This window comes from Oricola cellulosilytica (assembly GCF_019966575.1).
Classification (GTDB): Bacteria; Pseudomonadota; Alphaproteobacteria; order Rhizobiales; family Rhizobiaceae; genus Oricola; species Oricola cellulosilytica.
This window is the reverse complement of record NZ_JAINFK010000005.1, coordinates 234,534-255,393: the sequence shown is the minus strand read 5'-3', so window position 1 is coordinate 255,393 and position 20,860 is coordinate 234,534. Positions and strand designations below refer to the sequence as shown.

Here is a 20,860-nt window from a genome sequence, read left to right as displayed (position 1 = left end):
AAGGCTCTAGACGAGCCCGAGTCCCTTCAGGCTGACGTGTCCCGACTTGCCGATGATGACATGATCGTGGACGGCGATGTCGAGCGTCTTGCCGATGTCGATGATCTTCTTCGTCATCTCGATGTCGGCGCGCGACGGCGTGGGGTCGCCGGACGGGTGGTTGTGGACAAGGATCAGCGCCGTGGCCGACAGTTCGAGCGCGCGACGCATCACCTCGCGCGGATAGACCGGCGTGTGGTCGACAGTTCCAGTCTGCTGGACCTCATCGGCGATGAGCGCGTTCTTCTTGTCGAGGAACAGGATGCGGAACTGCTCGCGCGGCTCATGGGCCATCGACGCGGTACAATAGCCGATCACTGCCGACCACGAGCCGAGAACCTCTCGTTCGGCAATCTCGCCCTTGAGCATGCGACGCCCGGCCGCGGCGATGATCTTGAGGTCGGCGGCAACGGCGTCCTTGACCCCGTCCACCTCCTTGAGGCGTTCAGAATCCGCGCCGAGTACGGCGGCAAATGAGCCGAAGCGTGCGATCAGCGCCTTGGCGATGGGTTTGGTATCCCTGCGCGGGATCGTCCGGAACAACGCCAGTTCGAGCAGTTCGTAGTCGGCGAGGGCTGCGGGCCCTGCGTCGAGAAAGCGCGCGCGCAACCGCTGGCGGTGGCCGGCATGCGGCGAGGGGGGCTGAGCATGATTTGCGGGAAGGGAAGGCTCGGAGACTGTCGCCGCCGGCGACGCGAAAATCAGCCGCTCATCATGCTGGTCACCCTCGTCAGGCATGGTCTCGCCCCAATGCGGCCCGATGCCGCCGAGCGAGACTAGCCCGGGAGGCCTGGACGGTCGAGACCTTTGGGAGAGAGGGTGAAAATCTCGCAGCCATCGGCAGTGACACCCACGGTGTGCTCGTATTGAGCGGAGAGGCTGCGGTCGCGCGTGACGGCGGTCCAGCCATCCGCCAGCACCTTCACGTGCGGGCGCCCGAGATTGATCATCGGCTCGATCGTGAAGATCATGCCCTTGCGGATCTCGATGCCTTCGTCGGCACGGCCATAATGCAGGACATTGGGCGCGTCGTGGAACAACTGGCCGATGCCATGGCCGCAAAAGTCGCGGACCACCGAACAGCGCTGCTCCTCGGCGTGTTTCTGAATCGCTTCGCCAATCGCGCCCATGCGCGCTCCCGGCTTCACTGCCGCGATCCCCAGCATCAGGCATTCATGCGTCACTTCAAGCAGGCGCTGGGCGGCGCGCTTGATCTCACCGACCGGATACATGCGCGACGCATCGCCATGCCAGCCGTCGAGGACGTAGGTCACGTCGATGTTGACGATCTCGCCTTCGCGCAACGGCTTGTCGTTCGGAATTCCGTGGCAGACGACATGATTGATAGACGTGCAGCAGGAGTGGGTGTAACCGCGATAGTTGAGGGTCGCGGGAACCGCGCCATGATCCATTCCGTATTCGAAGAGAAAGGTGTCGATCGCGCCGGTCGTCATGCCCGGCTTGACCATGCCGGCCAGTTCGTCGAGCGCCATTGCTGTGAGCCGTGACGCGCGGCGCATGCCCCCGAACGCCTCCTCGCCATAGAGCCGAATCTGCCCGGTGTTCTTGACCGGCGCAAGTTCGGCTTCGAGATAGGTTACCATCGATCACTCCGGGCGGCATCTAGTCGACGATCGGTATCGTCCTGAAGGGGGTTATTTCCGTCTCCGTGATTTGGCACTGAATGGCCATTGCTTCAACCCCGGCTTCCGATGCGCGATCGAAAGCGGAACAATAGACTGCGTCCAAGTCGCGGCACAGACGAAGGTGGTCGCAGTCGGAACGTTGCACCACATAGATCATCATGGCGCGATGGCCTTCCCGGACCATCGACGAAAGTTCATCGAGGTGCCTGGCCCCGCGCGCCGTAACGCTGTCGGGAAACTCGGCGAGGCGCTGCCCGCGGACGAAGTGCACGTTCTTGACCTCGACATACGCGCGGCCGCGGACGGGATCCTCGAGAAGAATGTCGATCCTCGAATTTGTGCCGTAACGCTGCTCGCGCTTCAGTGAGGCGTATTGGTGGAGGTCGGAAGAAAGTCCCGCCCGGATAGCTTCTTCAGCGAGGCGGTTCGGCAACCCCGTATTGACGCCGACCATTGTCCCTTCGGCCTGCACGATTTCAAGCGTATGCCGATATTTGCGCTTCGGATTGTTCGAGGTCGAGAGCCATACCGGGGAACCCGGCGCGGTAAGGCCCAGCATGGAACCGGTGTTCGGAACCGCGCACGTAATCTCCGAACCGTCGTCATCCAGAACCACGTCGGCAAGGAAACGCTTGTAGCGCCGGACCAGGCGGCCAGACACGAGGGGCGGGGCAAATTGCAAATGAATTTTCCGTGGGGGATCAGACGCGAATCTTGACGTAACTTCCGGGGGCGTCCTCGAGCGGTTTCAGTTTCTTGCTCCCGAGTTTCGTGCGGGCGTTCACCCGTTCGCTGTCTTGTGCCTCGATCCAGGCTTGCCAGTGGGGCCACCACGATCCTTCGGTTACATCAGCCTTCTCGATCCAGCCTGACAGGTCTCCCTTGACCTTGGGGCCGTGCCAGAACTGATACTTCTGGCGGTGCGGCGGATTGATGACACCGGCAATGTGACCGGAGCCGCCCATGACATAGGTCACCTTGCCGCCGAACAGCTTGCTTCCCTCGAATACTGACAGTGCCGGCGCGATGTGGTCTTCCTTTGTCGCGAGGTTGTAGATCGGAACCTTGACGTCCTTGAGCGTGACCGGCGCTCCATCCAGAACGAGTTTGCCTCTCGCGAGATTGTTCTCGTGGTAGCAGTTGCGCAAGTAGAAGATGTGGTTGGCGGCCGACATGCGTGTCGAGTCCGCATTCCAGTAAAGGAGATCGAAGGGCAGGGGCTCACGGCCCTTCATGTAGTTGTTGATCACGTAGGGCCAGACCAGATCGCCCGAGCGCAGCAGGTTGAAGGCGGTCGCCATCCTGGAGCCTTCAAGATAGCCGGTGCGCTTCATCTGCTTTTCCAACGCTTTCAATTGATCGTCGTCCACGAACACCTTCAGGTCGCCCGCATGGACGAAATCGACCTGCGTCGTGAACAGCGTCGCTGTCGCGATCCGGTTGTCCTTCTCACGCGCGAACAAGGCCATGGCGGCGGCCAGCAGGGTGCCGCCCACACAATAGCCGATCGCGTTGACCTTTTTCTCCCCCGTCGCCTTCTCCACTGCGTCAAGCCCGAATCTCAGTCCTTGGTCGATGTAATCGTTCCAGTCCATCTCGGCGTGGCGCTCGTCGGGGTTGGCCCAGGAAATGACGAAAACGGTATGGCCTTCGGCCACCGCCCAGCGGATGAAGGATTTGTCGGGGTTGAGATCGAGGATATAGAACTTGTTGATCCAGGGCGGGCAGATCAGGAGCGGACGCTTCAGCACCTTCGCAGTCGTCGGCTCGTACTGGATGATCTCTGCGAGCGGGCTGCGGGCAATCACCTTCCCGGGGGTGATGGCGATATTCCTGCCCAACTCAAACTTCGAATAGTCCGCCTGCCGGACCTTAAGGTCACCGCCGCCGGCCTCGATATCCTCTGCGAGCATCTTCATGCCGGTAACGAGGTTGGCGCCGTTGGTGGCGATAGTTTCCTTGAATATCTCCGGATTGGAAACCATGAAGTTCGAGGGCGAGATCGCGTTGGTCAATTGCTTGACATAGAAACCGGCCTTGTGCCGAGTGTGCTCGTCCAGCGTGTCAGCATGCTCGACCAGATCGGCAACCCATTTCGAAGTTACCAGATAGGTTTGCTTGAGAAAGCTGAAGAAGGCATTCTCCTTCCAATCCTCGTCCGCAAAGCGCTTGTCCCCGTGCGGCGTCTCAACGGCCTCGGACACGCCAGGATCGCCCATGCGCTTGATGGAATTGCTCCATACTTCGAGATAGGAGGAGAACAGACGGGTCTGCGCCTCCAACGCCCGCTGCGGGTCCGAGAGCCAGTATTCCGATACTTTTGAGAGCGTTTTGACCGCATCGGCCATATTGTCGGCATAGGCATCGGTCTTTTCACCCGATTCGCGCGGAGCAATCCATGCTGACGCAGCATGTCCGGCTTCCTCGATCACGCGCGCGAGATTGCGGGCGAAGGCTTCGTGATCCTTGATTACGTAAGCCTCGATCGATTGCTTCTGCGAGCCGCTGCCGTTGCTTTCCTGCTTCTCAGCCATTGCTTTTCCGCCCTGCCGCTGAGACGGCCTGTTTTTCCTGTTTTCGTTATGATGACATATTACGGGCCCTTGATGACATATCGCAAGCCGCAACTCATTGACCGGAATGGCTGAAAAGGCGATACCGGCTGCACTCCGCGTATGGACGACAGACACTCATGGCGACACTTCGAAGCAACCGCACTTGCCTGGCCTGGCTGACGATCGCCGCACTGTCGGTAGCCGGTTGCGCGGGAGGAAATGCCATCGACAAGGGCGTGCCCAAGACCGCGTTCAGCGAGGCGGCCGCGCCAGCAGCGCCATCCGAACCCGCTGCCGGAACGGCCGCCGCCTTTCCGCCCCCGCCAGGGGATTCCGTCTTTACCGGGACCGGTGTTGTCGCTGCGACAGGTGAATTCCCGAATATCAATGAGATGCCGCAAGGTGAAACCGCCCAGATGACGGACGCCCAGCGGGACGCGCTGGTGGCGCAGATGACCGCCTTGAGCGCGGCGCATGCGAACGGCCGGATCTCGCCGGCGCAATATCAGAGGCGTCTTGCCGAACTGAGACGGCTCGGTGCGACCCATTCGACGGCGACAATAAGAACCATAGAAGAGTGACGCGCCGTCCGTTGGAGATCGCTCGATTTTGGCGATCCAGGAGCGTATAGCGCTCTCAAGTATTCGAGGTACTGCCATGCAGGAATTCCATAAGGTTCGCCGGCTTCCGCCATACGTTTTCGAGCAGGTCAACCGCCTCAAGGCGAGCGCGCGCGCCGAAGGGCGGGACATTATCGATCTCGGCATGGGAAATCCGGATCTGCCCACCCCGCAATCGATCGTCGACAAGCTTTGCGAGACCGTGCGTGATCCCCGCACGCACCGATACTCTTCATCGAAGGGCATTCCGGGTTTGCGCCGCGCCCAGGCGGGCTATTACGCGCGCCGCTTTGGTGTGAAGCTCGACCCCGAACGGGAGGTGATTGCCACCCTCGGCTCGAAGGAGGGGTTCGCCAACATGGCGCAAGCAATCACCGCCCCCGGCGACGTGATCCTCTGCCCCGACCCGACTTATCCGATCCATGCGTTCGGCTTCATCATGTCGGGCGGCGTTATCCGCTCGATGCCAGCAGCGCCGGACGACACCTTCCTGCCGGCGCTGGAGCGCGCGGTCCGGCACTCCATTCCCAAGCCGCTGGCCATTATCCTGAATTATCCGTCGAACCCGACGGCCTATGTGGCGTCGCTGGATTTCTACAAGGATGTCGTTGCGTTCGCCCGCAAACACGACATCATCGTCCTTTCCGACCTCGCTTATGCGGAAATCTACTTCGGCGACGAGGCGCCGCCTTCGGTCCTTCAGGTGCCGGGCGCAATGGATGTCTGTGTTGAGTTCACCTCGATGTCGAAGACCTTCTCCATGCCCGGTTGGCGCATGGGTTTCGCGGTCGGCAACGAACGGCTGATTTCGGCGCTGACGCGCGTGAAGTCCTATCTGGACTACGGGGCGTTCACCCCGATCCAGGTGGCGGCGACCGCGGCGCTGAACGGCGACGGATCCGATATCGCCGAGGTGCGCGAGGTCTACCGCAAGCGCAGGCAGGTGATGGTGGACAGCTTCTCCCAGGCCGGCTTCAAGGTGCCTGCGCCCGACGCGACGATGTTCGCCTGGGCGCCGGTCCCCGAGGAGTTCCGCGCGCTCGGATCGCTCGAGTTTTCGAAACTTCTCATCGAGAAGGCCGATGTCGCGGTCGCGCCCGGTATCGGCTTCGGCGAGCACGGCGACGACCACGTGCGCATCGCGCTGGTGGAAAACGAGCATCGCATTCGTCAGGCGGCGAGGAATATCAAACGCTTCCTTGCATCGGCACGCGGAAATCTGCACAACGTGATCGCACTCGACGCCCGCCGATAGCGCGGGCGCTTCATCGGAACACAGGGTTTGAGAAGGTGGTTTTATGAGCGAGCCGCTGCGCATCGGTATTGCTGGGTTGGGCACAGTGGGCGCGTCCGTCGCACGCATTCTTGCCGACAAGGCCGCGACCCTGACAGCGCAATGCGGCCGGGGCATCGTGGTTTCCGGCGTGTCGGCGCGCGACCGGTCGAAGGATCGCGGCGTGGATCTGTCGGGTGCCAAATGGTTCGACACGCCCGCGGAGATGGCGGTTTCCGGCGAAATCGACGTTTTCGTCGAGCTGATCGGAGGCGAGGACGGCCCGGCGCTTGACGGCATCCGGGCGGCGCTCGAAGCGGGACGCCACGTGGTCACGGCCAACAAGGCGCTTCTTGCCCGGCATGGCGTGGAACTGGCGGAAACCAGCGAAGACAAGGGGCTGATCCTGAACTACGAGGCGGCGGTCGCCGGCGGCATTCCGGTCATCAAGACGATGCGGGAATCCATGGCGGCGAACACGCCGAGCCGCGTGTACGGAATCCTCAACGGCACGGCGAACTATATCCTCACGCGCATGGAAAGCGACGAGCTGTCCTTCGAGGACTGCCTCGCCGAAGCGCAGCGCCTCGGATATGCCGAGGCCGACCCGACATTCGACATAGAAGGCCAGGACACGGCCCACAAGCTGGCGATCCTCACCAGCCTTGCGTTCGGGACGAAGGTGGCGAGCGAAGAAATCTACATAGAGGGCATCAGCAATATCTCGCTCGGCGACATCCACGCCGCGCGGGAACTGGGCTACCGCATCAAGCTCCTCGGCGTCGCGCAACGCACCGCGACCGGCATCGAACAGCGGGTGCATCCGACCATGGTGCCGCTCGGTTCGATGATCGGCCAGGTCGACCGGGTGACCAATGCGGTCGCGATCGAGGCGGACACGGTCGGCTCGCTGCTGCTCTCCGGACCTGGCGCCGGGGGCGATGCGACGGCTTCCGCCGTGATCGGCGATATCGCGGACATCGCCAAGTCGCATCCGGGACGCCAGGTCGCTCCCGTTTTCGGCCGCGCGGCGACCGAATTGCGGCCGTATGAACGAGCGGAGATGACAAGCCACGCGGGCGGGTATTTCATCCGCATGACGGTGCACGACCGGATCGGTGTGTTCGCGACACTGGCCGCGCATATGGCGGAAAACGACATATCGCTGGAATCGATCGTGCAGCATGGCACGGTCAATGGCGAGGTCGACGCGCCGAAGACCGTCATTCTGGTGACGCACGAGACCACCGAATCGCATGTGCGCAAGGCGATCGAGGCAGTGCTGGAAGACGGGCACCTGGTTTCGAAACCGCAGGTCATCCGCATCGAACCCGCCGGCTGATGAACGCCTCGGCCGGAGGCGGCCGGACAAAATCGATTAGATAGGGTACGTGCCCGCCAAGGCGGGCAGCGGGCGGTTGCGCCGCGGCGGGCGCAACGGCTAAACGAAAGCCGAAGCAAACCCATTAAGGACATCCGCATGAACGTGTCTTCCCCGGCCGGTACGCCCGGCCTCACGCGTGAACTTTCGATGGAACTCGGGCGCGTGACAGAACGGGCCGCCGTCGCGGCGGCGCGGCTGCGAGGACGGGGCGACGAGAAGGCCGCCGATCAGGCCGCTGTCGACGCGATGCGTGCGGAACTCAACCGCCTGGCAATCCGCGGGACCGTGGTGATCGGCGAAGGCGAGCGGGACGAAGCGCCGATGCTCTATATCGGCGAGGAGGTGGGCACCGGAAAGGGACCCGAGGTCGATATCGCGCTCGACCCGCTGGAAGGCACGACGATCTGCGCGAAGAACCTGCCGAACTCGCTTGCGGTGGTCGCCCTCGCGACGAAGGGCAGCCTTCTCTACGCTCCCGACGTCTACATGAACAAGATCGCAATCGGACCCGGATACCCGGACGGGGTGGTGGCGATCGACGCCGCGCCGGAAGACAACATCCACGCATTGGCGAAGGCGAAGAATGTGCCGGTAAGCGAGATCACGGCCTGCATCCTGGATCGCCCGCGTCACAGCGCGCTGATCGAGGCGGTGCGTAGCACCGGGGCCGCCATCAGGCTTATCGGAGACGGCGATGTAGCGGGCGTTATCGACACGACCGCGCCGGAAGAGACCGGCATCGACATCTATATGGGCACCGGCGGCGCTCCGGAAGGCGTTCTTGCCGCTTCCGCCCTTCGCTGCGTCGGCGGGCAGATGCAGGGGCGGCTTATCCTGGACACCGACGAGAAGCGGGCGCGCGCGGAACGCATGGGCGTGGAACATCCGGAAAAGACCTACTCGCACCTGGAGATGGCGAGCGGAGAAGTGCTTTTCGCCGCGACGGGCGTGACCGACGGCAACATGCTTTCGGGGGTTCGGTTCACGAAGAACTACATCCAGACGGAAACCATCGTCATGCGGTCGTCCTCCAAGACGGTGCGCGAGATCAAGGCGCGGCATCAGGACATGGAAAAGTTTTAGGGGCCCTCCGCCCTTGATGCATCATCCGGGCACACTGCGATGACCAATGGAAAGGCATTCCTCGGCGTCGAGCGTTCGGCGAAACAGCGGCGGTGGATCGACCGGATGTCCGCCGCGCAGGCGCAGGTCGCCGTCGATATCGCTCAACGGCACGGCCTGTCCGACGTGCTTTCGCGGGTTCTGGCGGGGCGCGGCGTCAGCGCAGACCAGGCGCTATCCTATCTCGATCCGACCATGAAAATGCTGATGCCGGACCCGAGAAGCGTGACAGCGCTCGAAGCGGCTGCGCAGCGGATCGCCGATGCGATCACGCATGGCGAATCCGTGGCGATCTTCGGCGATTACGATGTCGATGGGGCGGCCTCATCCGCGCTGCTGGCAAGATATCTGCGGTTCTTCGGCCTGGATGCAGAAATCTACATTCCGGACCGGATCTTCGAGGGCTACGGGCCGAACGCCGATGCGATCAGGCAACTCGCGGACAGGGCCTCCCTGATCGTCACGGTCGATTGCGGCACGAACAGCAAGGCCGTGTTCGATGCAGTGGACGATGCGCGATGCGATGTCGTCGTACTCGATCACCATCAGGTCGGCGGGGAACTGCCGGACGTGGTGGCGGTCGTCAATCCAAACCGCGACGACGATCTGTCCGGACTTGGCAATCTTTGCGCCGCGGGTGTGGTGTTCATGACGCTTGTCGAAGTGTCGCGGCTGTTGCGTGGGCGCGGGTCGGATGTTCCCGACCTTCTTTCAATGCTCGATCTGGTGGCGCTGGCAACGGTCTGCGACGTGGTTCCGCTGACGGGGCTTAACCGGGCCTTCGTCACGAAGGGTCTGATAGCCGCCAGACACCTTAACAACCCGGGACTTGCGGCCCTTGCGCGCGTGGCGTCAATCGGTGAGCCTATCAATCCGTTTCATCTTGGATTTCTGATCGGGCCCCGGATCAATGCCGGCGGCCGTATCGGCGACGCGGCGCTGGGTGCGCGCATGCTGAGCGAAGACGATCGCGACCGCGCGGGGGAAATCGCCGCTGAACTCGACAGGCTGAACAAGGAACGTCAGGCGATAGAAGCCGGTATGGTGGAGGAGGCGAAGGCCGAAGCCGACCGCGACCTGCAGTCGAATTCTCCACCATCGATTATTGTGACGTCCAGCCGCGACTGGCACCCGGGGATCGTCGGCCTGATCGCAGCGCGCCTGAAGGAGCACACGCGCCGCCCGGCATTCGCGATTGCCCTCGACGGATCGGGAAAAGGCACCGGGTCGGGGCGATCCATACCGGGCTTCGATCTTGGCGGGATCGTCCGGGCTGCGGTTGAGGCTGGCATACTCGTCAAGGGCGGTGGGCATGCCATGGCGGCCGGACTGACCGTAGACGCCGAACGTCTTGGTGAATTGCGCGATTTCTTCGAGGAGAAGGCGTCGGCAAAGGTCGGCAAGCTGATCGACACCGAAAGTCAACCGATCGACGGAGCGATCTCGGCACGTGGCGCGACCGCCACGTTGATCGGGGAGATGGAAAAGGCCGGACCGTTCGGTTCGGGCAGTCCCGAGCCGGTTTTCGTGCTTCCGAGCCATCGGGTGGTTTCAAGCGCGGTCGTCGGCAACGGGCATCTTAAGCTGCGCTTGCGGGGACAGGAGGAATCGCTGATCGAGGCAATCGCTTTTCGGGCGGCGGATTCGGAGCTAGGCCAATTCCTGATCGCGGGGAACGGATCGCCGGTACACGTGGCCGGCACATTGTCGCTGAACTACTGGAACGGACAGCAGACGCCGCAAATGCGCATTCTCGACGCTGCCAAGCCGATCTGATCGAACGGAAATCAGAAGTAGCGCTTCAGGCGGGTTCCGGCCTTCATATAAGTCATCGGATTGAGCGCCGTTTTACCCTGCCGCACCTCATAGTGCAGGTGTGGTCCAGTCGAGCGGCCGGTACTTCCCGCTTCCCCAATCTTTTCGCCGACGGTCAGGATCTGGCCGACCTTCACCGCAATCCGATCCAGATGCGCGTATCGGCTGCGAAGCCCGTTGGTATGCTCGATTTCAACGAGGTTGCCGTAGCCGCCGCTGCGGCCCGCCTTCCTGACAGTTCCGGAACCGGCGGCGAGGATCGGCGTGCCTCTCGGAGCAGCCAGATCGATACCGGCGTGAAAAGCAGAGCGGCCGATGAGCGGATCGCGCCGATTCCCGTAACCACTGGAGATGCGTCGGCCAGGAGCGGGATTGGCAATGGGAAATGCCTGAATTACGTCGCGGAGCTGGTCGAGAGCATCGAGCTCGCGGTTGAGCGTCTGCATCTCCTGATCGAACGCACCCTCGAAATTCGCGCCCCCTGCGGGGATAAACGGGCCGCCCGTTCCGGTTTCGCCGGCGGCCGGGTCTACGACTTCCAACCCTGCCTTCACCGCGGCGTCGACAATCTCCTGGCGCGTGGTGCGCGCAGTCTCGGCAAGCGTGCTGATCTGGTTCATCTGGTCCGCCTCGAGATAGGAAAGCGAGGTGCCGAGTCTCGCCAAGGCCACCACCGGCGTTGCCGTAGCGATCTGCGGAAGGGCTGTCGGAGCGTCTCCCGCATTGAAGGCGGTTGCGCCAACGGATTCCGGCGTCCGGAACATCACGCGCGTGACGCGGTCAGTCTTTCCGCGGACCTGCGGGACCGGAACTTTAGCCGGATCGAACCGCTCGCTCGTGGGCGCGATTCCGTTGAGTCCGGCCTTTTCGAGCAGCGGCGCGAGGCGGCCGCTCCGGCGCGCGAGAACGCTCTGCCGGGTCAGCAACTCGGCGACCTTGGTTTCCATGATCTGCTGGTCAAGAAGCCGGTAGGAGGTGACGCGATCGACCTGAGAGCGCAGGGCAGCTATCCGGTCCTCATAGGCGTACTGCATGCGCGCCTGCCGTGCCACGGCAGCGCTCAGGACATCGTCGCGCAAGACCAGGTACGCTGTCGCGACAAGATATCCGACGGCAATCGCAGCAACAAATGAGCCGGCCAGAGCTACGAACCATGGACGGATCGTGAAGTGCCGGAGAGTATCGCCTCGCGCGATAATGATCGTGTGTGGTTCCGTACGCTTTCCAAAGACCGCTGCGCTACTCAAAACTCGCCACCATTGTCACGATTTACGACGGTTCGAAGTACACTTCATTAGGGTTAACAAGCCCTTTCGCGCTGGCGTTTTTATTCATCTCGACACCGAGGCCGAACTGAGCGAGCGGTAAAACAGCGGTGTGAGCCCAGCCGCCGAGCGGGCGCGGTCATTGAACGGCGGTTTTACCTCGCCGTGGAAATGCGTTTGCACGAGCGCACGAAAATTTTCTGCGGCGTGCTTGCCGGATCGCGCGCAGAAGAAGCGGAACCATTTTGCGCCCACTGCGACGTGGGTCTTCTCGTCGTGATAGATGATGTCGAGAATGCCGGCGGTTTTCTCATCGCCCGCTTCCCGCAGACTACGAGCAAGCCCTGGCGTGACGTCGAGTCCGCGCGCTTCGAGAACGAGGGGGACTATTGCGAGACGCGCGACAAGATCACCGCGCGTGTCGGTCGCCGCTTGCCAGAGCCCGTCATGGGCAGGCAGATCGCCATATTCTGCGCCGAGATCACCGAGCCGGTTTCGGAGCAAGCCGAAATGGCGGGCTTCGTCGTCGGCGACCTGCATCCAGTTGTCGAAAAAGCTCAGGGGGATCTGCAGCGCGGCGAAACGCGCGACGATGTCGAGCGCCAGATCTATCGCGTTGAGCTCGATGTGAGCGAGCGCGTGGATGAGCGCGATACGTCCGTCGAGACTGCCGAGCGACCGTTTTTTCAGGGCGCGCGGAGGGACAAGCTCGGGCCGTTCGGGGCGACCGGGCCGCAGTGGCGGTTCCGAATCGAGGGGCGCGCGCAGCGATAGTGCACGAGCACGCCAACGGGCCGCCGCGATGCGTGTGATCGCGCATTTGCGGTCGAGATCGGATTCCCCCAGCCCGCGGACCGCCGCGGTGCGTAGGGAATGCAGCGGTTCGATGGTTTCAGTCTCCGTCACGCGAGCGCTTTCACCGCCTCCAGAACCTCTTCGGCATGGTTCGGAACCTTGACCTTGCGCCAAATCCTCGAAATCGCACCGTCGCGGCCTATCAGGAAGGTAGAGCGTTCGACGCCCATATATTTCCTTCCGTACATGCTTTTTTCTCGCCATACGCCATAAGCTTCGAGCGTGGAGGTCTCCTCATCCGCAACGAGGGTCACGGCGAGATCGTGCCTGGCCTTGAACCTGTCGTGCCTGGCGGCCGTATCGGGCGACATGCCGATAACCGTTGCGCCTCGCTTTTCGAATTCGGGAATCAGCCTAGTGAAGGCAATCGCCTCGGTAGTGCAGCCGCTGGTGTCGTCTTTGGGATAGAAATAAAGGACCACAATTCTGCCGCGCAGCTCTGAAAGAGACACCGTGGCGCCGCCATCGGCTGGAAGCGAAAAATCGGGCGCTATCGATCCCTCGGTCAATTTCGTCATGCGTCTTTTCCTTTGCATTCCGCGCGTCGTTGCATACAGGCAGCGATAAATGGTGCAACACTATCGAGTCCATGCGGATCAACGGTTCGTTTAACCCATGATGTCAGAGTGCCTGCGACGGGGTTCATTAATCAGGTCATGAACGACGTGCCACAGGAGAAAATCGGCCCGCCGCGTAAAGGCACGCTTCGAACGCTCCCGTCCAATCTGGTGCAAGACGCTCCCCCGGTTCACAGCCCACTGTTCTCACGACCGAAGCGACGAAGAGGCAGACGGATCCGCGGCTGGATGGCCTTTCTTGTTGTTTTGCCGGTGATGCTTGGCGCGCTGTTTTTTTTGGGCATTCCCGCTGCAGTCGTCGAGCGCGAGGCCATCGAGGCGCTGGAGCGGGTGCTGCCGCCCAATCTCGAAGCCCGGGTCGGCGCGACGCGGGTCGTGCTGAACGGCTTTGACGGGATTGCGGTTTCTCTCGACAATCTCACTCTGATCGACAAGTCAACCGGCACCCCATCGCTTCACGTCGACAAGTCGGCGGTGGGGGTCAAGTTCTCCAGCCTGCTGGAGGGCAAGCCGCGGCTCGATTACCTGAACCTATCCGGCGGAGAATTGTCGGTCGCCGATGCGTCAGCGATGGAATGGCCTGCGGTCGCGTCGATCGAGCGGAAGCTTTCGAATGCGCTGCACGCGGCAGGCCGTCTCTTCAGCCGCACGTCCCTAAACGGCGCCGTCATCGATCTGAAGCTGGAGAATCTCACGATCAGACGGCCAGGCGCACCGCGCTTTGGCGATCTGGTGATTTCGTCGGGCAAATTGACGGGATCGCGATTCGAACGACAGTTCGAGGCGGAATTCGTTGCCAACGAGCGGACGGTTGCCTTGGCGGGGACGGTCCGAAAGTCGGAGGCAGGCGCCATTTCGCTGCGGGTGACCGCGGAAGGCGTCCCGCTGCCCGCTGGCCGTCTGCGCACCATGTTGTCGGCGGTGGAGGCCGATCATCAGCCCGGCCAACTCAATGCGCCCATACCGCTCAATGTGACGCTCGAAGCGTATCGAAGTCCCGAGGACGACCCCGACGAACTTACATTTTCGATCACTCCCCACGATCTGTCGCTGAAGCTGGATGACGGAGATCTGGTTCCCGTGGCCGGAACGATCAACGCAGTGTGGGAACCGTCACGGCAGGTGCTGGGAATCCGCGACTCGCCCGTAACCCTCGGTCGTTCGTCCGTGCTCCTTTCGGGCGCGATCCGGGATTTGCGCCGCGAACGCGCTCCCGACGGTCCGGGATACGAATTCGAGCTGCTGACCAATCGCGGGATCAGCGATCCGCGCGATTCGCCGGTTCGCTCAATACGGTTCGCCGCACGAACACAAGGCAGTTGGAAGCCCGCCGAAGGGACTGTCCGATTCGACCGGATCGAACTCGACTCCACGGCAGGCTATGTCGAGGGAGCCGGAACAATCGATCTGGCGCCGGCAGTTCCCACGGCGGTGTTCGCGCTTTCGATCCGCGATTTCGCCGTTGCAGGCGTCAAACAGTTCTGGCCGGCGCCTGTTGCAAGGGGTGCGCGGCGGTGGGTTCTCGCCAATCTGGCGGGGGGAAGGGTCACCGAGGGCGAATTCCTGATCGCCGAACCGCTTCGCCGCCGTCTTCCCGGTGCGGACAAGGAACTGACCGGCGACAGCGAATTGTCGTTGCAGGTGAGCGGTATCCGTTTCGATGTCGCCGGGGATATCCCCGCCGTCAGAGACGCCGACGGGAGCGTTGTATTCAAGGGCGGGCAAACCGAAATCACCCTCACGGTCGGAACAGCGTATCTGCCCAGCGGCCGCAAGGCCAAGGCCAATGGCGGTACGCTGGTCATCCATCCGGCAGACGCCTCGGGTGTGGTGATGGCAGACCTCGATATGAACGTTTCGGGGCCGGCGGACGCGATCGGCGAGATCATCACATACAGACCCATCAACGCGCAGCAATTTCACGCCTATCAGCCGGAGGACCTTTCCGGCGAGGTCGACGCGCGGCTGACCATGCAGTTCGCGCTCAATCGGAAGGAGACCGCGCCGCCGCCGCAGTGGGACGTTTCCCTGGATGTTTCCAAGGCGTCGATTGCCACCCCCTTCGAGGGGCGCATGCTGTCCGAGCTGACGGGAGCGGTGAGGATCAACCGTGAGCGCGCGGACATAGATGTCACAGGGCTAATTGACGGGGTTCCGGCGGACATCGCCATGATCCAGCCCTTTGAAAAGGGAAAGTACGAGCTGCGCCGCGACATCGTGCTCGATCTCGACGACGCCGCGCGCAAGCGGATCGCGCCCGGCCTGGAGGCCCTTGTGCGCGGCGCGACGCCAGTTGCGGTCGCTTCGGTGGAAGGTTCCCCGGCCATGGCCATTTCGGCCGATCTGACCTCAGCGCAGCTCTCGCTTCCCTGGATCGGCTGGATGAAGGGCAGCGGGATAGGCGCCAAGGCGACATTCGACCTTGTTCGCAACGGGAACGATACGCACCTCGAAAATTTCAGTCTGGACGGGGACACCTTCTCGGCCGACGGAGATGTCCGGATTTCACCGGCCGGTCTGCAACTGGCCCGATTCGGCAAGGTGCGCCTCAACGAGGCCGACGACGTCTCGATCTCGATCGAGCGCAAGGGAAGGGGGTTCAGCATCGACGTGCGGGGCGCGTCTTTCGATGCGCGCGCTCTTCTGCGCCATGTCCGCGAACTGATCTCGCAGCCCTCCGGGCAGGATGGCGGGACGCCGGTCGATCTCACGGCATCGGTGGCGGCCGTGACAGGCTTCGGCGGCGAAACCATGCGGAACCTGAAGCTGGCCATGCGCCACGACGGCCGCAATCTTGTCGCACTGTCCGTCTCCGGTCTCTCGGCAAGCGGGTTTCCCGTCTCCCTGGCACTTGAAGGAGCAGGCTCCGGCAGGACGGTTCGCGGCGAAGCGCTCGATGCGGGCGAAGTTTTACGTTTTCTGGACGTTTACGGCCAGGTGCGCGGCGGCGTGCTCGAGATTTCGCTCGGGGGGCAGGGCGAGTCCGGGCTTGCCGGCGCGATGACGATGCGGGACTTCCGGATCTTCAACGAACCCCGCCTGAACTCGATCGTCTCAACGCGGGCGAACAATTCACGCAGCCTCAGCGAGGCCGTGAACCGGAATATCGATACCAGCGAGGTAAAGTTCGACCTTGCGTCGGCTCGCGTGTCGATCGGACCTTCTTCGCTGCAGGTCGCCGACGGGGTGGTTCGCGGGCCGGTCGTCGGCTCGACATTTCAGGGAACCGTGTTCGACGCCGACAACCGGATGCGCATCACCGGCACGTTCCTGCCTGCCTACGGGCTCAACAGCCTGTTCGCCGAAATACCGGTGCTCGGCCTGTTCCTCGGCAACGGACGGGATCGGGGGCTGATCGGCGTCACCTATCTGCTGGAGGGCGACGCCAAGAAACCGGAAGTGTCCGTCAATCCGCTCTCGGTGATAGCTCCCGGGGTCTTCCGCTCGATCTTCGAGTATCGCTAGACCGGTTTGACCAGAACGTGCTTCTTCTTGCCGAGCGACAGCTTGATGACGCCGTCCGCCAGCGCCGACTTGTCGAGTGTCAGCCGATCGTCGGTGACGGTCTCATCGTTCACCCTGACGGCGCCGCCCTTGATGTGGCGGCGCATCTCGCCGTTCGAGGCCGCCAGCCCGGCGGTAACGAAGAGCGACAGGACACCAAGTCCCGCTTCGAGACTTGCGGCCGGTATTTCCACGGTCGGCAAGGTGGCGGCCACCTGGCCCTCCTCGAATGTCACGCGCGCCGTTTCGGCTGCCTGCTTCGCAGCCTCGCGCCCATGGACGATAGCCGTCGCTTCGGTTGCCAGCACCTTCTTGGCCTCGTTGATCTCGGCACCGCCGAGAGCGGCCAGTCTGGCGATCTCGTCCAGCGGCAGGCGGGTGAAGATCTTCAGGAAGCGGCCGACATCGTCGTCCTCGGTGTTGCGGAAATATTGCCAGAAATCATAGGGCGAGAAGAGGTCGCCGTTCAGCCAGACCGCTCCCGACGCCGTCTTGCCCATCTTCTGGCCTGACGCGGTCGTCAAAAGCGGCGTCGTCAGCGCGAAAAGTTGCGGCCGGCCCATGCGGTGGCTCAGATCGAGGCCGTTGATGATGTTGCCCCATTGATCGGAGCCGCCCATCTGCAGGATGCAATCGTAGCGCCGGTTCAGCTCCACGAAGTCGTATCCCTGCATGATCATGTAGTTGAATTCGAGAAACGAAAGCGACTGCTCGCGATCGAGCCGAAGTTTTACGGAATCGAAGGTGAGCATACGATTGACCGAGAAATGGCGGCCGACCTCTCGCAGAAACTCGACGTAATTGAGCTTCAGAAGCCACTCGGCGTTGTTGACCATCATCGCCCCGGTCCTGCCTTCGCCGTAATCGAGAATGCGCCCGAATACCGACTTGATGCCAGCGATGTTCTCCTCGATTTTTTCCGGGGTCAGCAACTGGCGCTGATCGTCCCGGAAAGAGGGATCACCGACCATCGAGGTCCCGCCGCCCATCAGGGTGATCGGCCGGTGGCCGGTCTGCTGGAGCCAGTAGAGCATCGTCACGCTGATCAGGTTGCCGATGTGAAGGCTGGTCGCCGTGGCGTCATAGCCGACATATGCCGTGATCGTTCCTTCCGCGCATTTCTTGTCGAGACCCTCCGGATCGGAGATCTGATGGATCATGCCGCGTTCTTCGAGAACGTTCAGGAAATCGGATTTATAGGCTGTCATGGGGTCGGGCCGGCCAGGATGGGAAAGCTGCAGAAAAGGCCACCGGGTTGCGGGGCCGCGCGGCTTTAACATCATTCGCCGGTAATCGACAAGAACAAGCGCGGGGGAGAGGGCGGCGATCCGGTTTCGACTTGCCTAACCCAGGCTGGTCGCGTAGTAGCAGCGAGATTGTTCAGGCGCGCGACGGTTCCGTCCCTTGCAAGGTGCCTGCAAATGACTTGCACCCGAAAACCGCAGCTCTGTCGATGAACCTGCCTCTCATTTCCGTTGTCATTCCCTGTAAGGATGAAGCGCTCAACCTGCCGCAATTGATCGATGAGATCGAGGCCGCGCTGGAGGGTCGCTCGTTCGAGATCGTCGTGGTCGATGACGGGTCGACCGACGACACGCCGGGCACGGTTGCCAGGGAGGCCTCAGCGCGTCCTTTTGCGGTGCGCCACGTTCGTCACGCCACATCGTGCGGGCAGAGCCTTGCGCTGCGCAGCGGCGCGTTGGCTGCTCGTGGTGAAATCATCGCGACGATCGACGGCGACGGACAGAACGATCCACAGTTCATTCCAGTCCTCGTCGATGCGTTGATCGAGGGCGGTGAAACGGTCGGAATTGCCGCTGGGCAACGCCTGAAACGCAAGGACACGGTGCTGAAACAATATGCGTCACGTTTCGCAAACTGGCTGCGGGGCTCGGTCCTGAAGGATCGCACGCGCGACACCGGATGCGGCCTCAAGGCGGTGCGCGCAGATATCTTCCGGCGTCTGCCCTTCTTCGATGGCACACACCGTTATCTTCCTGCGCTTGTGATCCAGGAAGGGTTCGATGTCGTGCACCGCGATGTCGTAGACCGCCAGCGCCGTCACGGGGCTTCACATTACGGGATACTGGATCGCGGCGCACGAGGTGCGCTCGATCTTGCGGGAGTCTGGTGGCTAGGCCGACGCCGCAGGAGAATGCCAAAGATCGTGGAAGTCTCGGAAGGTTAGCATGATCACAGCTCTCAGCGACTGGCTGTACGCCGTCTTCGTCGAGCAACTGAACGCCTGGGTTGTTCTCGGCTTCGTCGCGCAGATCTGCTTCACCATGCGGTTCGTCGTTCAGTGGATCGCATCGGAGCGTGCAAAGCGCAGCGTCGTGCCGGTCGCGTTCTGGTTCTTCTCGATGCTGGGCGGTACACTCCTTCTCGCCTACGCGATCCACCGCCAGGATCCGGTATTCATCGCCGGGCAGGCCATGGGCCTCTTCATCTATATGCGAAACATCTGGTTGATCGCCGGTGAGCGCAGGACGGCGCAGGTCGAGGCCGACTGAAGGACTCCGGATCGCCGATGACCCGGATCGCAACCATCTGCGAGTGCCGATGCGCTACCTGGTCCTGTTCCTGCTGAGCCTAATGATCGGATTGCCGGGGAAGGCCGGCATTCCGCCGGTCGACCGCGACGAGTCGCGATATGTGCAGGCCACCAAGCAGATGGTCGAAACCGGCGACTATGTCGACATCCGCTTTCAGGAGGAGTCGCGCTACAAGAAGCCGGTCGGCATTTACTGGATGCAGGCCGCGGTCCTGGCCATTGGCGGACAGGGGGCTGAGTCTCCGCTCTGGATCTACAGGATAGTCTCGGTCCTCGGCGCGGCCTTCGCGGCCCTTGCGACCTGCTGGGCCGGAACGGCGTTGTTCGGACGCCCGGCCGGCTTTGCCGCCGGGGCTATCATGGCGGCCCTGTTCGGGCTCGTGTTCGAGGCGCATATCGCCAAGACCGACGCGGTGCTCGCCGCCCTTACCATCGCCGCTCAAGGTGCCCTGGCACAGATCTACGTAGCATCGCGAACGGAACGCTTGCCGCCTGTCCACCTGAGCTGGGTTTTCTGGCTGGCGCAGGGCGCCGGCGTTCTCGTCAAGGGACCGATCGTGCCGCTGGCGAGCGTTCTGACAATTGCCGCCTTGTTTGCGTTCGATCGGAATGTGCGGTGGCTGCGCGATCTGCGACCTGTCCGAGGCGTGGTGCTGGCGGGGGTGATGGTCCTGCCCTGGCTGTTGCTGATCACCTGGAAGAGCGGGGGCGCCTTCTGGATCGAGTCGGTCGGGCAGGACATGCTCGGCAAGGTCGGCGGGGGTGCGGAATCGCATGGCGCGCCGCCCGGCTATTATCTTCTGACATATGGAGTGTTTACGTGGCCTTTCGGCGTATTCGCACTCCTGGCCGGGCTGGTGGCGTTAAACCGGGCGCGTGATGATGCGCGACTGCTGTTTCTGCTGTGTTGGTACGTTCCGTTCTGGTTTTTTTTCGAGCTCATTCCGACGAAATTGCCGCACTACGTACTACCCGCCTATCCGGCGTTAGCTTTGCTTGCCGGCTGGGCCCTGGCGCAATCGCAGCCGATTACGGTTTCCGGACTTCGTCTCTGGCAGAAGTGGCTGCTTTATCCCGCCTATGTCGGACACATCGTGGTGACCGTCGCACTTGCCGGCGCGGCCATCGCCGGCCCGATCTATCTAGGCGGCGGGTTCAATCCATTCGGCATCGTTGCTGCTATTGCCATCGTTGGGACCGGCTTTCTGGCGATCGCGCATCTATCGGGTATAACCATCCGGCGTGCGGGATACGTGGCAGTCGCTTCTATCGTTGCTTATGGGTCGATGTTCGGTTTGGTGCTGCCGTCATTCGACAGAATGTGGATGGCGCCGCGGATCGCCGCGGCGTTCGAAGAACACCGCCCGTGCCCACAATCGGTGCTTGCGTCGGTCGGTTTTCACGAACCGAGCCTGGTTTTTCTTGCCGGAACCGACACGGTGTTGACGGACGTCAATGGTGCGGCCGAGCATTTGCTCGACGATCCGGCCTGCGCCGTCGCGGTTGTCCCGGCAAAAGATGTCAATGAATTGCGCGGGCTGCTCTCGGCTGAAGGGGCCAACGTCGATGAAGTAGCCGCGATCGACGGCGTCAACTATTCGAAGGGACAGCGACTTTCACTCAGGATGGTGCGGTCGGCCGCTGAGTAGG

General features: G+C 62.4%; 17 protein-coding genes. 9 read left to right on the top strand and 8 right to left on the bottom strand.

Annotated features, from left to right (window positions below; all coding sequences use genetic code 11):
- Positions 1-6 precede the first annotated feature (6 nt).
- The 4 genes from radC to LC298_RS13615 are packed head-to-tail and all read right to left on the bottom strand — an operon-like array spanning position 7 to position 4,219.
- On the bottom strand, positions 7-777 hold the full coding sequence (gene radC / locus LC298_RS13630; protein ID WP_131570555.1) for a RadC family protein: 771 nt from the start codon (positions 775-777) through the stop codon (positions 7-9).
- 38 nt (positions 778-815) lie between these two features.
- A complete protein-coding gene (gene map, locus LC298_RS13625; RefSeq protein WP_131570557.1) occupies positions 816-1,643 on the bottom strand; it encodes a type I methionyl aminopeptidase in 828 nt (275 codons plus the stop codon).
- A gap of 19 nt (positions 1,644-1,662) precedes the next feature.
- Positions 1,663-2,367: a DNA/RNA nuclease SfsA gene (sfsA, locus tag LC298_RS13620; RefSeq protein ID WP_131570560.1), complete on the bottom strand. Its 705-nt coding sequence runs from the start codon at positions 2,365-2,367 to the stop codon at positions 1,663-1,665.
- Positions 2,368-2,386: 19 nt separating this feature from the next.
- The gene (locus LC298_RS13615; protein WP_131570562.1) at positions 2,387-4,219 is read right to left on the bottom strand and encodes a PHA/PHB synthase family protein; all 1,833 of its coding nucleotides are present in this window, start codon (positions 4,217-4,219) and stop codon (positions 2,387-2,389) included.
- 158 nt (positions 4,220-4,377) lie between these two features.
- On the opposite strand from LC298_RS13615, the gene LC298_RS13610 reads away from it, so the two are divergent.
- The 5 genes from LC298_RS13610 to recJ all read left to right on the top strand — a co-directional run bounded on the left by LC298_RS13610 (position 4,378) and on the right by recJ (position 10,415).
- Entirely contained in the window at positions 4,378-4,821 is a 444-nt protein-coding gene (locus tag LC298_RS13610) for a hypothetical protein (protein ID WP_131570564.1), read from the top strand.
- Positions 4,822-4,897: 76 nt separating this feature from the next.
- Positions 4,898-6,115 carry an LL-diaminopimelate aminotransferase gene (locus LC298_RS13605; protein WP_131570566.1) on the top strand — a complete coding sequence of 406 codons (1,218 nt, stop codon included), beginning with the start codon at positions 4,898-4,900 and terminating at the stop codon, positions 6,113-6,115.
- A gap of 43 nt (positions 6,116-6,158) precedes the next feature.
- On the top strand, positions 6,159-7,475 hold the full coding sequence (locus LC298_RS13600) for a homoserine dehydrogenase (RefSeq protein WP_131570569.1): 1,317 nt from the start codon (positions 6,159-6,161) through the stop codon (positions 7,473-7,475).
- A gap of 138 nt (positions 7,476-7,613) precedes the next feature.
- Entirely contained in the window at positions 7,614-8,600 is a 987-nt protein-coding gene (glpX, locus tag LC298_RS13595; RefSeq protein ID WP_131570571.1) for a class II fructose-bisphosphatase, read from the top strand.
- Between the two features lie 39 nt (positions 8,601-8,639).
- The gene (gene recJ, locus LC298_RS13590; protein WP_131570573.1) at positions 8,640-10,415 is read left to right on the top strand and encodes a single-stranded-DNA-specific exonuclease RecJ; all 1,776 of its coding nucleotides are present in this window, start codon (positions 8,640-8,642) and stop codon (positions 10,413-10,415) included.
- 11 nt (positions 10,416-10,426) lie between these two features.
- Here recJ and LC298_RS13585 read toward each other — a convergent pair whose 3' ends face one another.
- From LC298_RS13585 to LC298_RS13575, 3 genes are all read right to left on the bottom strand, one after another.
- A complete protein-coding gene (locus tag LC298_RS13585) occupies positions 10,427-11,701 on the bottom strand; it encodes a M23 family metallopeptidase (protein WP_131570575.1) in 1,275 nt (424 codons plus the stop codon).
- A gap of 84 nt (positions 11,702-11,785) precedes the next feature.
- On the bottom strand, positions 11,786-12,625 hold the full coding sequence (locus LC298_RS13580; protein WP_223385665.1) for a ferritin-like domain-containing protein: 840 nt from the start codon (positions 12,623-12,625) through the stop codon (positions 11,786-11,788).
- Positions 12,622-13,092: a peroxiredoxin gene (locus LC298_RS13575; RefSeq protein WP_131570577.1), complete on the bottom strand. Its 471-nt coding sequence runs from the start codon at positions 13,090-13,092 to the stop codon at positions 12,622-12,624. Before LC298_RS13575 ends, LC298_RS13580 begins: the two co-directional genes overlap by 4 nt.
- Before the next feature lie 288 nt (positions 13,093-13,380).
- On the opposite strand from LC298_RS13575, the gene LC298_RS13570 reads away from it, so the two are divergent.
- Positions 13,381-16,617, top strand: a complete 3,237-nt coding sequence (locus tag LC298_RS13570; RefSeq protein WP_158284798.1) for a YhdP family protein — start codon at positions 13,381-13,383, stop codon at positions 16,615-16,617.
- Here LC298_RS13570 and tyrS read toward each other — a convergent pair.
- Positions 16,614-17,864 carry a tyrosine--tRNA ligase gene (gene tyrS / locus LC298_RS13565; RefSeq protein ID WP_131570581.1) on the bottom strand — a complete coding sequence of 417 codons (1,251 nt, stop codon included), beginning with the start codon at positions 17,862-17,864 and terminating at the stop codon, positions 16,614-16,616. The two genes, LC298_RS13570 and tyrS, sit on opposite strands and share 4 nt — an antisense overlap.
- Positions 17,865-18,109: 245 nt before the next feature.
- Between tyrS and LC298_RS13560 the strand changes: the two genes are divergently transcribed.
- Genes LC298_RS13560 through LC298_RS13550 form a run of 3 tightly spaced genes read left to right on the top strand, consistent with a single transcriptional unit; the run spans position 18,110 to position 20,859 of the window.
- Positions 18,110-18,844: a glycosyltransferase family 2 protein gene (locus tag LC298_RS13560; protein WP_131570583.1), complete on the top strand. Its 735-nt coding sequence runs from the start codon at positions 18,110-18,112 to the stop codon at positions 18,842-18,844.
- Between the two features lies 1 nt (position 18,845).
- On the top strand, positions 18,846-19,169 hold the full coding sequence (locus LC298_RS13555) for a lipid-A-disaccharide synthase N-terminal domain-containing protein (RefSeq protein WP_131570585.1): 324 nt from the start codon (positions 18,846-18,848) through the stop codon (positions 19,167-19,169).
- Positions 19,170-19,218: 49 nt separating this feature from the next.
- The gene (locus tag LC298_RS13550; RefSeq protein ID WP_131570587.1) at positions 19,219-20,859 is read left to right on the top strand and encodes an ArnT family glycosyltransferase; all 1,641 of its coding nucleotides are present in this window, start codon (positions 19,219-19,221) and stop codon (positions 20,857-20,859) included.
- Position 20,860: the final 1 nt, after the last annotated feature.